This is a genomic window from Metabacillus sp. cB07, assembly GCF_016839225.1.
GTDB classification, from domain to species: domain Bacteria; phylum Bacillota; class Bacilli; order Bacillales; family Bacillaceae; genus Bacillus_P; species Bacillus_P indicus.
The window spans coordinates 2549881-2563302 of record NZ_CP069296.1 but is presented as its reverse complement, the minus strand read 5'-3'; the positions used below and the strand labels follow the sequence as shown (position 1 = coordinate 2563302).

13 protein-coding genes and 1 riboswitch are annotated in these 13422 nt (G+C 44.1%); of the genes, 11 read left to right on the top strand and 2 right to left on the bottom strand.

The features are described 5' to 3' along the window. The first annotated feature begins 72 nt into the window (after nt 1-72). Entirely contained in the window at nt 73-1326 is a 1254-nt protein-coding gene (locus tag JOJ89_RS13015) for an ATP-binding protein (protein WP_203287708.1), read from the top strand. Between the two features lie 45 nt (nt 1327-1371). Here JOJ89_RS13015 and serA read toward each other — a convergent pair whose 3' ends face one another. Beyond that, nucleotides 1372-2946 (bottom strand): phosphoglycerate dehydrogenase, encoded by a 1575-nt coding sequence (serA, locus tag JOJ89_RS13010; RefSeq protein WP_203287706.1) that lies wholly within the window; start codon nt 2944-2946, stop codon nt 1372-1374. A 179-nt stretch (nt 2947-3125) separates the two neighbouring features. Then, nucleotides 3126-3266: riboswitch (FMN riboswitch) on the top strand. A gap of 154 nt (nt 3267-3420) precedes the next feature. Between serA and JOJ89_RS13005 the strand changes: the two genes are divergently transcribed. Then, nucleotides 3421-4002, top strand: a complete 582-nt coding sequence (locus tag JOJ89_RS13005) for an ECF transporter S component (RefSeq protein ID WP_203287704.1) — start codon at nt 3421-3423, stop codon at nt 4000-4002. Nucleotides 4003-4045: 43 nt separating this feature from the next. Here JOJ89_RS13005 and JOJ89_RS13000 read toward each other — a convergent pair whose 3' ends face one another. After that, the gene (locus JOJ89_RS13000; protein WP_029280187.1) at nt 4046-4294 is read right to left on the bottom strand and encodes a ferredoxin; all 249 of its coding nucleotides are present in this window, start codon (nt 4292-4294) and stop codon (nt 4046-4048) included. A gap of 290 nt (nt 4295-4584) precedes the next feature. Between JOJ89_RS13000 and JOJ89_RS12995 the strand changes: the two genes are divergently transcribed. The 9 genes from JOJ89_RS12995 to JOJ89_RS12955 all read left to right on the top strand — a co-directional run bounded on the left by JOJ89_RS12995 (nt 4585) and on the right by JOJ89_RS12955 (nt 13361). Continuing rightward, nucleotides 4585-5634, top strand: coding sequence for a YpbB family protein (locus JOJ89_RS12995; RefSeq protein WP_203287695.1), 1050 nt, complete (start codon nt 4585-4587; stop codon nt 5632-5634). 9 nt (nt 5635-5643) lie between these two features. Then, complete coding sequence (locus JOJ89_RS12990) at nt 5644-7122, top strand: RecQ family ATP-dependent DNA helicase (protein ID WP_203287693.1); 1479 nt, start codon at nt 5644-5646, stop codon at nt 7120-7122. 4 nt (nt 7123-7126) lie between these two features. Next, complete coding sequence (locus JOJ89_RS12985; RefSeq protein WP_242524606.1) at nt 7127-7711, top strand: CPBP family intramembrane glutamic endopeptidase; 585 nt, start codon at nt 7127-7129, stop codon at nt 7709-7711. A gap of 4 nt (nt 7712-7715) precedes the next feature. Further along, nucleotides 7716-8381, top strand: a complete 666-nt coding sequence (locus JOJ89_RS12980) for a LysM peptidoglycan-binding domain-containing protein (protein ID WP_203287691.1) — start codon at nt 7716-7718, stop codon at nt 8379-8381. A 109-nt stretch (nt 8382-8490) separates the two neighbouring features. Continuing rightward, entirely contained in the window at nt 8491-8949 is a 459-nt protein-coding gene (locus JOJ89_RS12975; RefSeq protein ID WP_203287689.1) for a DUF2663 family protein, read from the top strand. A 69-nt stretch (nt 8950-9018) separates the two neighbouring features. After that, on the top strand, nt 9019-9654 hold the full coding sequence (locus JOJ89_RS12970) for a CBS domain-containing protein (protein ID WP_029566062.1): 636 nt from the start codon (nt 9019-9021) through the stop codon (nt 9652-9654). Nucleotides 9655-10213: 559 nt separating this feature from the next. Next, nucleotides 10214-11134: a MerR family transcriptional regulator gene (locus JOJ89_RS12965; RefSeq protein WP_029280202.1), complete on the top strand. Its 921-nt coding sequence runs from the start codon at nt 10214-10216 to the stop codon at nt 11132-11134. Nucleotides 11135-11256: 122 nt separating this feature from the next. Then, a complete protein-coding gene (locus JOJ89_RS12960) occupies nt 11257-11859 on the top strand; it encodes a genetic competence negative regulator (protein ID WP_029280203.1) in 603 nt (200 codons plus the stop codon). A 230-nt stretch (nt 11860-12089) separates the two neighbouring features. Further along, nucleotides 12090-13361, top strand: coding sequence for a Glu/Leu/Phe/Val family dehydrogenase (locus tag JOJ89_RS12955; RefSeq protein ID WP_029280204.1), 1272 nt, complete (start codon nt 12090-12092; stop codon nt 13359-13361). Nucleotides 13362-13422: the final 61 nt, after the last annotated feature.

Sequence of the window (13422 nt, the reverse complement as noted above, 5' to 3'; positions counted from 1 at the left end):
AGCCAATGCCTATCCCTTTTCCCGGATTTAGTAGTAAAATGGAAGTCTACATCTTAATTTCGGGAGACATACATGTCAAAAATGAAAAAGGTTTTATATTTCTATGTTTTACTAAGCATCGTGTGGGTATTTGGCACAGACCACTTGATTGCACTGCTTGATTATGACATATACACATTTATTGTGATTTCAAAAATAAAAGCTGTCTTGTTTATTGCAGCCACTTTTATCTTCATCAAATACCTGATCAGCAAAAATGAACAGTTTCAAGAGCTTGAGCGGGAAAAAGAAAAACTGTTGTCGCTGATTAATTCTATGGTGGACTTTGTGAATTTTAAAGACGGAGAAGGCCGCTGGATTGAGGTAAATACGTTCGGACTGAATTTGTTTAACCTGCAGGGAGTGGATTACAAGGGAAAGCGGGACAGGGATCTTGCTGAATACACGGAATTCTACAGAGACGCGCTGCTTTATTGCGAGGAATCGGACGAGCAGACCTGGATGAGCGGATCTGTCAGCAGAAGTGAAGAACAGATTCCGCAGCCGGACGGAAGCTTTAAAACGTTCGATACGATTAAGGTTCCGCTGTTCAATGATGACGGTTCGAGGAAGGCCCTTGTCGTCATCGGACGGGACATCACCCAGATGAAAGAGGCGGAGGACCGCCTTCAAAAAGCTGAAAAGCTGAGTGTTGTCGGTGGCCTTGCCGCAAGTGTTGCACACGAGATAAGAAATCCGCTTACCTCTTTAAAAGGGTTTGTTCAGCTGATGAACAAAAACGACAGTGTAAATAAACTGTATTATGAGATCATGGAAAATGAGCTTGACCGGATCAATGAGATTGTCGGCGAGCTGCTTGTACTGGCAAAGCCTCAAAACATCCGCTTTACGAAAACAAATGTAAGCAAGCTGATGTGCAATGTCATTTCGCTCCTGGAATCACAGGCGAATATGTACGGCGTGAACATTGTGTTTCAATCAGACGCAGGGATGAATGAGATTGACTGCGAACCGAATCAGCTGAAGCAGGTTTTTATCAATATCATCAAAAATTCTATTGAAGCAGGATCAAAAACGATTTCCATTTCTCTTTTTGAAGAAGGCGGATCAGCACGCATCATGATTGAAGACGACGGGGAAGGCATGGAAGAGGAGAGGCTGAAACGCCTTGGAGAGCCGTTTTATTCCGTTAAAGAAAAAGGAACAGGGCTCGGCCTTACTGTCAGCTACAGAATCATCCAGTCGCATGGTGGCACCATCACGTATTCAAGCAAGGTGGGAGAGGGCACTAAAGTTGTCATTGACCTGCCAGTAAAAAGAACATAAAACGAGCAAGCAGATGATTCTGCTTGCTCGTTTTTAATTGATCCCTTATAGCTCAATAGGTTTTATGGACACAATATCATCGATGTCAGATAGGGTTTTAATAAGAGAATCATCAAGCTTGCGGTCAAAAGACAGCATCATGATGGCTTCTCCGCCTGCATTTTTCCGTCCTACCTGCATCGTTGCGATGTTGACTTCATGATCTCCGAGAATTCTTCCGACACGTCCGATGACTCCCGGCTTATCTGTATGCTGAATATATATAAGGTGACCTGCGGGATAGAAATCAATGTTAAAGGAATTGATGCCGACTATGCGTTCGCCGTAATGCGGAATATGTGTTCCTTTTATTTCAAACGTAGTCTGGTCTCCGTGAATGGACACCGTAATACAGTTTTCGTATCCTGACTGATTCGAAGTGATTTTTTCGCTGAAGCTGATGCCGCGCTCTTTGGCGATCATCCCTGCGTTTACTTCGTTGACATTTGATGCAACGCGCGGAGTCAGGAATCCTGCAATCAGGCTTTTTGTCACAAAAGACGTTTCAAGTTCTGCAACAGAACCTTCGTATTTAATGGAAATATCATGTACAGGCTCTTTCATGCACTGTGAAACGATATTGCCCATATTCTTTGCGAGCCTGTAAAATGGCTGGATTTTTTCGAATACTTCCTTTGTCAGAGCAGGCAGGTTTACAGAAGTTGTGACAATCTTTCCATCTAGGAAGTCGAGAACATCCTGTGCAACCTGAGCGGCTACATTCAGCTGGGCTTCTTTTGTTGATGCCCCTAAATGCGGTGTGGCAATCACATTGTCAAATTTCAGAAGCGGATGATTTTCCGGCGGCTCTGTTTCAAATACATCAAGGGCAACACCGGCAATATGACCGTTTTCAAGATAAGGGATGATGGCTTGCTCGTCTATAATTCCTCCACGTGCACAATTGAGCAAATAAACGCCTTTTTTTGTTTTCGGCAGTGATTCAGCACCGATAAGGCCTCTTGTCTCTTTCGTAAGCGGTGTATGTACGGTGATAATGTCCGCATGTGTCAGAACTTCATCCAACGTGGCGCTTTTAACAGATATTTTGGCTGCGCGGTCGCGGGTTAAAAACGGATCAAATACGATCACATTTACCCCGAAGGCCTGTGCCCGCTTGGCAATTTCAGTTCCGATTCTGCCGAGTCCCACGATACCGAGCGTTTTGCCGAAAAGCTCCGTGCCGACAAATGCATTCCGGTTCCATTCATTGGATTTAACAGATACAGTTGCCTGCGGGATATGGCGAAGGAGAGATGTCATCATGGCAAATGTATGTTCAGCTGTTGAGATGGTATTTCCGTCAGGTGCATTGATGACGACGACGCCGTGCTTTGTAGCAGCATCAAGATCAATGTTATCGATTCCAACCCCTGCCCTGGCAATAATCTTAAGAGAGGTCATTTTTCCAATCAGTTCGTCTGTGACTTTTGTGGCACTGCGCACCAGTAAAGCATGAAATGTATGTAGCTCATCTTCTGCTTCGGCAGCTTTTTTCTGGACAACTTCGACGTGTTCTGCTTCGAGTAAAGGCTGCAGACCGTCTGCACTCATTGAATCTGAAACAAGAATTCGGTACATGTTTATCCCCCTAAGTACATCTAGTAAATATCAGATAATTTATCATATTAAGATTATTGTGTCAATAACATTAACGCGGTACAACGATAAAGACATTTGCTGGAAAGATGTTTCGCAAGCAAATGTATTCACAAATTGAAACAGATGCAGTATACTTATCTCGAAAACAAAATAACATGATCTATCTTCGGGGCAGGGTGAAATTCCCGACCGGCGGTAAGGAAAGATATTTTTTCCAAAGCCCGCGAGCCGTCCTTGTGATGGCAGGATCTGGTGAGATTCCAGAGCCGACAGTAAAGTCTGGATGGGAGAAGATGGAGGTTCTGGCGTTTAAAATGAAGATTTTAACCGTTTATTTGACCTTGATTAAATTCTCCCCACAGTGATTTTTCACTTGGGTTTTTTATTTTTTCAGGGAAAAAAACAGGACGTTTCCTTTCTTTCCGGATGGATCGAAAAAGGAGAGAAGCAGCAATGCAGCAAAGTAAAGTCAAAAAGCAGGTATCGATTGCGATGCTTGCGAGTGTAGGGTTTGTATTGATGATTTTTAATTTCCCGATTGGTTTTTCAAGCTTTCTGGAGCTTGATTTTGGGGACGTGCCGGCCATTATTGCAGCCATTCTTTACGGACCTGGCGCAGGGATTATGGTAGAGGCACTTAAGAATGTTCTTCAATATATTATTATGGGCAATGCAGCTGGAGTACCTGTCGGACAGCTGGCTAACTTCACCGCTGGAGTTCTTTATATTCTGCCGGCATCCTATCTGTACAGAAGAATGAACAGCATGAAAGGGCTGGCAATCGGCCTTTCAGCAGGAACTGTCCTCATGGCAGGTGCTATGAGCGTCCTGAACTATTACTTGTTTATTCCTGCCTACACGTGGTTCCTGAATGCACCTGCAATGGCAGCGCCTGAGCTTAAAGCGCTGATTGTTAGTGGTATTCTGCCGTTTAACTTAATCAAAGGTATTGTGATGGGCTTTGTGTTTATGGCGATCTTCGCCAAGCTGAAAACATGGGTTCATGCTCAAAATGACTATAAACGGGCTGCATAAGCCCAATAAAAAACCCTCCGCAAATGCGGAGGGTTTTCGAATGCTATTCGAATTTCAATGCGTCGCCGTCAAATGACTCGTCAGCAATTTTGATGGAATCAGTCGGGCAGCCCTCATATGCATCCATCATGTCTTCTTCAAGGATCTCAGGAACTTCAACAATTCCCTGGTTATCATCAAGGGTTACAAATGCAATACCCTCATCATCATAATCATAAATGTCCGGTGCAGCAGCTCCGCAAGCACCGCAAGCAATGCACGTATCTTTGTCAACAATTGTATACTTTGCCATCAAAAAAACCTCCTCTGATTTGGTTACACTCTATGATATGGTACTTTCATTCATTTGTCAGAGCACGAGTAAAACGTAAGTCTGAACGAGTGCGTACCTCTTTATATTTATACATTGTAAATCTGTTTTTAAAACTTTTCAATAGTAAAGTACATTGAGAATACTTATCATATAAGGGTTTCTAGTATTTAAGGTACCCTTTGAACGCAACTTTAAACGCCTTTTTTTATACAGAATCTGTTACAATAAAGGATATATCGAATCGTGTCAAAAAGTGCAGGGTGATGACCATGACTTTAACTTATATGGATTGTATTTACCTGGAATGTCTGGAGAAATTCAGAGGCGAACGGACGGCATCTGCTGTCTTTCATCTGCTGAAAGGAAAAAAGTCTTCCCAGACCATCCAGGACAGCAAACTTTTCAGTCTGTCCCGCCTCTTTGGAATGTTTCCCGATCTTTCAAGAAAAGAATTTGATGCAGCCATTGGGGGACTTGTAAAGAGCGGGTGGCTGCTTCCCGTTGAAGGCGATGTATGCCGGCCGAATCCTGATGCCGTCATTCATAAAGAAAATAGGATAAAGGAAAGGCCGCTTCCTAAAGATTTGGACGGAACTCTATATTCGCAGGCAGGTGTGCATTTCTGGAAGCGGACCGTCCTTCTCGCGCAGGTGCTTTCACATGCAGCAGCCGGGAGCGCGCGCTATCTGCCTGTCATAAGAGATGAAAAAGTGCAGCGATGGGTGAAATCCTATCTTAAAGGAATGCCATTCTCAAAAGAAGAGCTTGCCTTCAGCATGTATCAGGAGATGCAGGCATTTCTGAAGCGGGCCGACCATACAGCGGCCTCTGTGTGGGTGTATCAATTAAGTTCCAAAAGCAGAATCGGGTTCACCTACCAGCAGCTTGCCGAGAAATTTAATGAGGATGAAGTATACATCAGGCTCTTGTTCTGGGGGCTTGTTCACCGTTTTTTAAAGGAATCAGCGCAAAATATACACACATATCCGATACTGCATGCCGTTTCAAAAGATTTGACAAAAAGCGATTCCCTGACTGAGTCTGCTTCCAAAACACTTCATTTGATCCGCTCAGGAAAGTCGGTTGATGCGATTTCTGACATAAGGCGTTTGAAAAGAAGCACGATAGAAGACCACATTGTCGAGATCTCTTTAAATGACCCCGGTTTTGATATCTCAATGTTTCTTGAAGAAGAGGGGCTTGCACTGATTACACGCAAGATTCAAGAACTGAATACCCATCAGCTGCGAATCGTAAAAGAGGCTTTAAATGACCGGTTCAGCTACTTTCAGATCAGGCTTGCCTACACAAGGACCTAGGAGGATGCTATGAACGTTCAGCAGGCATTGTCCCGCTATTTTGGATATGAACACTTTCGGGAAGGGCAGGAAAATATCGTTCGGGATGTGCTGTCAGGCCGGGATGTCCTTGCCATGCTGCCGACTGGCGGAGGAAAGTCGCTGTGCTATCAGCTTCCAGGCTATCTCCTTGAGGGGACCGTTCTGATTATTTCTCCCCTGCTCTCGCTTATGGAAGACCAGGTGCAGCAAATCCGCCTGCGGGGTGAAAAAAGGGTGATTGGATTAAACGGCTCTCTTCCATATCTTGAAAGGCAGAGGGCTCTTTCTCATTTGAATCAGTACAGGTTTATCTTTGCGTCACCGGAAATCCTTCAGTCTGAAGCGGTTCTTTCCGCACTCTCTGCCGTCCGAATATCCCTGTTTGCTGTTGATGAAGCACACTGCATCTCTCAGTGGGGCCATGATTTCAGACCGGACTACTCAAAATTGGGCGAACTTAGAGAACGCCTCGGCAATCCTCCTTGTCTTGCCCTGACGGCGACGGCGACAAAAGAGGTTTTAGCAGACATTGAACAATCACTGAATATGAAAAAACCGATCAGGCACGTCTATTCCGTGAACAGAAGCAACATCAGCATCAAAATTGAGGGATACTCCTCTTTGGAAGATAAACTTCAGCGGGTTCTTGAGCTGGTGCGGACACTTGAGGGACCCGGAATCATTTATTGTGCAAGCAGAAAGTGGACAGAAAGCATTTCACTGTATTTACAGGCTGAAGGCATTAAGAACACAGCTTTCTATCACGGAGGCATGGAACCGGAACAGCGGACGCTGATTCAGCATCAGTTCCTATACGGACAGCTGGATGCCGTATGCTGTACGAACGCATTCGGGATGGGAGTAAACAAAGCGAATGTGCGCTATGTGATCCATTTTCATTTTCCGGCTCAAATGGAATCCTATGTTCAGGAAATCGGAAGGGCAGGAAGAGACGGGCTGCCAAGTGCTGCCGTCGCTCTGATTGGAAAAGGGGACCGTGATCTCCCGCTTTCCATGATCGATTCTGAGTTCTGCACCTACAGTCAGCTCCATGAATGCATGTATGCCATGTCATCCGGAATGACCCCTGAAGATGCGTTTAACATGGCGGGGATAAGTGAGATTCAGGGCAGATTTATCCTGCATCATTTGACATCTTTTGAAAATGGGATTTATGGTGCTGAACAACAGGCAATCGACTGGATTTTTTCCCGCATTGAAAACCGGCGCCGATTGAAGCTGGAAAAGCTTGACGGCGTCTTGCACTGGCTGGCTTCACCTGAGTGCAGAAGAAAAGGGATTTTGGCATACTTCGGGGAAGAAACGTTTCAAAAACAGGAACTCTGCTGTGACAGATGCGGGGTGAGCCTGTCTTTTCTGAAACAGGATCAGTCCAAGCGAAGGGCAGATGACCAGATGCCTGACTGGGAAACAGAATTAAAGGCTGTATTTGGCCAGAACGAGTGATAGCATGGTAAAGCGTCAAAATGAACTTGTTAAGAGCATGAGTGACAGTCAGCTGCTGAAGCAGCTTTACTTTACTCAAATTTTACTACTTACAATTTCCGCTGTTTTGAGTATGATATTATTTAACGGTGTGTCAGAATTTGCGGGCTTGTGGAAGCCTGACACCGGCCAGATCCTCCTTATTGGAGGACTGACAGCAGGAGCTGTTCTTATATTTGACTGGATCATCATGAAGACGATGCCTGAAGATATGTATGATGACGACGGAATCAATGAAAAAATGTTCAGGAACCGCTCTGTTCCCCACATCATTTTTCTGTGCCTGCTGATTTCTTTTACAGAAGAAGTGCTCTTCAGAGGAATACTGCAGACGCATTTCGGTTTTTGGGCAGCGAGCCTCATTTTTGCGGTGCTCCATTTCAGATATTTGTCAAAATGGCTGCTTTTTTGCATGGTGGTGCTGATCAGCCTGCTGCTGGGATTCGTGTATGAGCAAACTGGGAATTTATTTGTAACGGTATTTGCCCATTTTTTAATAGATTTAGTGTTTGCCATTCAAATTCGCTTGAATCACATAAGACGGAGGTGACAAGATGAGCAGAATGGAAAGAGCGGCTTTAGCCAAAAAAGCTAAAATTGAAGACGTGAAATCCCGGACCGGGAGCTACCCTTCACGAAGCGAGATTCACAAAAAGAAAGAGAAAAAAAAGTCTCCCTATAAATATCCGGCAGTCACTTTGCTTGCCATTTTCTTTTTTCTGCTTCCCATCGGCTTTTACTACACCATTTCGTATTTTGATGAACGCAGCAAAACCGTTGATGGCGAAAATATTTCCGATTATGAAGACGTGCTGATAAAATACGGGGATGATGAAGAGCAGGAAACAGACGATCAATCAAGTCAGGCTCCGGGTGAAAGCAATTCTGCTGTGGATCTAGAAGGTCAAACGGAACAAACAGAGACAATGACAGCCTCAGCAGACCTTTCTGCCGGCACACAAGGGCAGGGGGAAGCCTCTGAAACAAAGCCCGAACCTCAGCCCCAAAAAGAGCCAAAGCCGGAACCGGAAGCCGCAGCTGAGCCAAAAGAGAATTACAGGATTGTTGAACATACCGTTGGACCTGAGGATAACCTGTACCGCATATCCGTTAAATATTATGGCGGACGATCAGGAGAAGATCTGATTAAACAATTGAATCAATTAAGCGGAGACAGTGTTTATGAAGGACAAGTCCTGAAAATACCGCTTAAACAGTAAAACGCATGCTGAAGAACGCATGTGTTTTTTTGTACATGCATTTCATAAGAAGGCGGACAACATCATATAGTTGAATAGACAATTCGTTCGATCGGGAGATGTGATGCATGTGGAAAAGCAAATACTGGAGCTTGGCGGATCGACAGATCAGGCAACAAGGGAAATGCTGCAGAGCGTGCTGAATAAAAAAAGAAAGTACGACCGGTATAAGAAAAACTGTTTTAAATGGCAGATGTTCACACTCTTTGGCGGTTTAGTTTATTTTCTTTATTTCTATCAGTTTATTGTCGTTCCAAATGGAAGCAATATCGGGTATATGCTTGGAGAGCTGGTCGGCAGCGTTCTGCATTTTTTCATCGTGCTCCTGCTTGGATCAGGCTACGCAACAGCCCGTTATTATAAGAAAAAAGAAGAAAAATATGAAAAGGAATATCATGGCCTCCGCACAGAAATCATCCGCAAAAGCTCAGAGCTATGGCCGCAGCCGTATCATTGGAAAAAAAGAGGAGAGGTTTATGACATGATGAAGAAGCATTATGACATTAATCTTTATTTCGAAAGCAAATAATTGCATGAAACGCAGAGGATTTTGACAGATAAAAGCGAATGTATGCTAAAACGTTAATGGGGTGATGCGATGTTTGTCAAAAGTACAATGATACCGAAAAACCGGACGGTACATGCAGAAGCAGGCGATTCATTAAAAACAGTCCTTGAAAAACTGGAACATCACAAGATTGACGGTGTTCCTGTCCTGAAAGGGGCAGCATACATAGGCATTGTGACGAGATTTCATCTTTATGAAGAGTTTTTCCAGTCAGAGTTAAAAAAAGAAGCTTTTCTTTCTGAGAAAAAGGCTGAGGACATTGCTGTACACACTGACGTATATCTCGAAGGCGAAGAAATTTTTGAAAATACGCTCCTGCAGCTGAAGGATTATCCCCTGATTGCTGTAGTCGGCGTGGAAAAAGAATTCCTCGGAATCGTTACGCGGTATGATGTGCTTGAACAATTTCAAAGTGCTTTTGGAATGAACAAAAAGGGTGTAAGGATTGCTTTTACTTCTGTTGAAACAGAAGGAAGAATTGCGAGATTGACAGAGCTTGCAAAGCAATTCCACGAAGACATTATCTCTCTTGTTACGTTTGATGAAACAGAGAGCATGGTCAGAAGAATCGTCATGAAGATAGAGAAGAAGGACAACATTAACAGGTTTATTGAACGAATTGAAAAATCCGGCTTCCGGATACTTGACATTCACGAAGATGAATAAAGCTCCTCTCCCTGCATATAAAGATGTGGGGGAGGGGTTTTTTTGTTCAGTCTGCTTTTGCGCCTTATCGCCGGCTTTGCTGCCGGCAGTGTGTCCTGCTTCTTTCTGCCGGTCAGGCTGCCTTTTCATTTTCCAGAATTCATTATGGGGCTTGCCCTGTTTCCGGGCAGATCCTTTTTGGGCATGTTTTTTTTACAGTCTCCTTTCTTATGCACGCATCCTTGCTTAAAGAAGCTGTTATGAATGCTTGGAAGCTTTTAAAAAAGGAAGGAAATATCGTCCATTCAATCGTTTCCTTTTGTGTTATTATGAATTTCTCCCTATTAGCTCAAATCGGCATCTGGCAAACAGCCGGATTAGCCTGTTTCAGCGCCGTCTACGGTCTCACGTCCTATTTCCTGCACAGACAACAGCTGAAAAGAGCGCATTGAAAGAAACATGCCTCGAAATTTCAGAAAATACTAGAGATCAGACTATTCAACTGTTATACAAAGTTTACACAAGGTGTTTAATCCTATATACTTTGATTACAGTGATTTTTGTAATTGGAGGATTTGATATGTCCAGTCAAGAAGGCAAATACAACATAAAGGCAGTCTCCAAAATGCTTGGAATCCAGCCGGGAACCCTCAGAGCCTGGGAAAGACGCTATAACATGATCGCACCGGTCAGAAATGATTCCGGCCACCGCTTATATACAGAAGAACACATAAAAATTTTAAAATGGCTGATCACGAAGGTGAATAAAGGGTTTACGATCAGTCAGGCTGTCAATCTTCTTGAACACAGCGAACTGCCTTCAGAAGACCCTGTCAGCGTTTCAGCAGCACCGGATGCCTCCGACCGGTCAATGGATTTAACAGAGGAGCTTATGACTGCGCTTCTCTCATTTGATGAGAACACCGCCCACGAGCTGCTTAACAGAGCCTTCAGTCTTTACTCGATTGATAAAGTGCTTATCGATATCCTCGGAACGCTGCTTGTTAAAATAGGAGACCTGTGGGAAAACGGAAAAATTACATCTGCCCATGAGCATTTTGCGTCATCTTTTCTCAGATCAAGAATCGGCATCATCCTTCATACTCTTCCGGTAAACGGACTGCTTCCCAAAGTGGTCTCTGTGTGCGGACCGGGCGAATGGCATGAACTCGGCCTGTTGATCTTCACCCTCTACCTCCGGAGAAAAGGGTTTGAGGTCATTTATTTGGGGACAAGCATTGCTGACGGAGATATCGATATTGTTCTGGGTGAAGTGAACCCGAAATTCCTTTTCTACTCCTGTACTCTGCAGGAAAATGTAGAAAAGACAATCGCATCTGCAGGTGAACTCAGAGGAAAGCATGAACACCTGATAATAGGACTCGGTGGAAACGGCTTTAATAAGGTTTCAAGAGATGATCTGAAGCCATATGAATCCATGTTTGTCGGCAATACAAAAGAAGAGTGGGACACCTGGCTGAAAGAACGTCTGTCTGTCTGAACCATTTTGCTTCTCTAAACCTGTCCGATTGGTGTAAACTTGCTGGAAAATCAGGCGAACCATCCCGCCTGCAATTCATATGATAAAGAAAAAAGTACGTTCTGACGGCAGGAGGGTAAGGGATGCGGCTAGAGCGATTGAACTATAACAAGATCAAAATCTTCTTAACCATAGATGATTTAATGGACAGAGGACTGACAAAGGAAGACTTATGGAAAGATTCTCTGAAAGTGCATCAGCTTTTCAGGGAAATGATGGACGAAGCAAGTGAGGAGCTTGGATTTGAAGCGAGCGGCCCGATTGCTGTAGAGGTTTATTCTCTTCAGGCGCAAGGCATGGTGATCATCGTCACCAAAAACCATGAAGAAGAAGAATCCGATGAAGATTATGCGGATGACTATATTGAAATGCAGGTGAAGCTTGATCAGAATTGCGACATTGTCTATGAATTTCATGAATTTGAAGACATTATCCAGCTGACAAATGCTCTTTATTCTCAGGGTCTGAAGGAAGGAACGGTCTATTCATACCAAAACCGTTTTTTTCTTATACTCGACGAACACCAGCCAATACATGTTGATACGCTTGTATCCATTATCGCAGAATACGGGAATCCATCGATGATATCCATCCATTACTTACATGAGTATGGCAAGTGCCTGCTTGAAGACTTCGCTGTAGAAAAGCTGTATTCCTATTACTGGAAGAAAAACCCGCAGTCTTAAAGACTTCGGGTTTTTCTTTCAATGAAGATGTCTTACTATTCTAAGCTTTCGAACTATACTTATGTGTTTGAATCCTGTTTTATCCATATCCTCCACTTCATTGAAATCGCTTACAAAAATACGTTTTCTTTTCGCTATTTCTACTTTGCAGAAAAGGGCCAAAGGTGTATACTATGTCATGAAAGGTGGACATTCCACCCATCCTGAAGAGACAGTAGGAGGTTTACTCGATGGTAGCCGAAAAGAGCACCAATCATAAACGAGAAAAGCATGATGTGCTGAAATCAACACAAACGGTGATACATAAAGCCCTGGAGAAGCTGGGTTATCCTGAAGAAGTGTATGAATTACTAAAAGAGCCGATGAGAATGATGACGGTAAAAATACCTGTTCGAATGGATGATGGTTCAGTTAAAATTTTTACTGGCTATCGCGCGCAGCATAATGATGCAGTAGGGCCTACAAAGGGCGGAATCCGTTTCCATCCTGGAGTAACCGAAACTGAAGTTAAAGCGCTGTCAATCTGGATGAGCCTGAAGTGCGGAATTGTTGACTTGCCATACGGCGGAGGAAAAGGCGGAATCGTCTGCGATCCCCGTGATATGTCATTCCGTGAGCTCGAGCGGCTCAGCCGCGGCTATGTAAGAGCAATCAGCCAGATTGTCGGACCGACAAAAGATATTCCGGCACCGGATGTTTTTACTAATTCACAGATTATGGCCTGGATGATGGATGAATACAGCCGCATCGATGAATTTAACTCTCCTGGATTTATTACAGGGAAGCCTCTTGTTCTTGGAGGTTCGCACGGACGTGAATCAGCTACTGCTAAAGGTGTAACAATTTGTATTCATGAAGCCGCGAAGAAAAAGGGCATTGAGCTGAAAGGCGCGAGGGTTGTCGTGCAGGGCTTCGGAAATGCGGGAAGCTACCTTGCGAAATTCATGCATGATGCAGGAGCCAAAGTCATTGGAATCTCTGATGCATACGGCGGTCTTCACGATCCTGATGGTCTTGATATCGACTACCTTCTTGACCGCAGAGACAGTTTTGGTACTGTGACAAAGTTATTTAATGATACGATTACAAATAAAGAGCTGCTTGAGCTTGATTGCGACATTCTTGTACCGGCAGCGATTGAAAACCAGATTACTGAAGAAAACGCCCATCTCATCCGCGCAAGCATCGTTGTTGAAGCGGCGAACGGGCCAACAACGATTGAAGGGACTCAAATTCTGACTGACCGCGGCATTCTGCTCGTTCCTGATGTGCTTGCAAGTGCCGGCGGTGTTACGGTTTCATACTTTGAGTGGGTTCAGAATAATCAGGGCTACTACTGGACGGAAGAAGAAGTTGAGGAAAAGCTCGAAAAGGTTATGGTCAAATCCTTCAATAATATCTACGATGCGTCACAGACAAGACGAGTCGATATGCGCCTTGCTGCCTACATGGTTGGTGTCCGCAAAATGGCGGAAGCATCAAGGTTTAGAGGCTGGATTTAAGTTAATTGTTTGCAACTGTTCAAGAAATCTCCTATCATTACCGGTAGGAGATTTTTTTGCA

Bases quoted from the DNA above. Each gene is read 5' to 3' on its own strand.
- JOJ89_RS12995 (WP_203287695.1), top strand. From the start codon at position 4,585: ATGACTTTAACTTATATGGATTGTATTTACCTGGAATGTCTGGAGAAA.
- serA (WP_203287706.1), bottom strand. From the start codon at position 2,946: ATGTACCGAATTCTTGTTTCAGATTCAATGAGTGCAGACGGTCTGCAG.
- JOJ89_RS13000 (WP_029280187.1), bottom strand. From the start codon at position 4,294: ATGGCAAAGTATACAATTGTTGACAAAGATACGTGCATTGCTTGCGGT.
- JOJ89_RS12965 (WP_029280202.1), top strand. From the start codon at position 10,214: ATGTCCAGTCAAGAAGGCAAATACAACATAAAGGCAGTCTCCAAAATG.
- JOJ89_RS12960 (WP_029280203.1), top strand. From the start codon at position 11,257: ATGCGGCTAGAGCGATTGAACTATAACAAGATCAAAATCTTCTTAACC.
- JOJ89_RS12955 (WP_029280204.1), top strand. From the start codon at position 12,090: ATGGTAGCCGAAAAGAGCACCAATCATAAACGAGAAAAGCATGATGTG.
- JOJ89_RS13005 (WP_203287704.1), top strand. From the start codon at position 3,421: ATGCAGCAAAGTAAAGTCAAAAAGCAGGTATCGATTGCGATGCTTGCG.
- JOJ89_RS12980 (WP_203287691.1), top strand. From the start codon at position 7,716: ATGAGCAGAATGGAAAGAGCGGCTTTAGCCAAAAAAGCTAAAATTGAA.
- JOJ89_RS12970 (WP_029566062.1), top strand. From the start codon at position 9,019: ATGTTTGTCAAAAGTACAATGATACCGAAAAACCGGACGGTACATGCA.
- JOJ89_RS12990 (WP_203287693.1), top strand. From the start codon at position 5,644: ATGAACGTTCAGCAGGCATTGTCCCGCTATTTTGGATATGAACACTTT.
- JOJ89_RS12985 (WP_242524606.1), top strand. From the start codon at position 7,127: ATGGTAAAGCGTCAAAATGAACTTGTTAAGAGCATGAGTGACAGTCAG.
- JOJ89_RS13015 (WP_203287708.1), top strand. From the start codon at position 73: ATGTCAAAAATGAAAAAGGTTTTATATTTCTATGTTTTACTAAGCATC.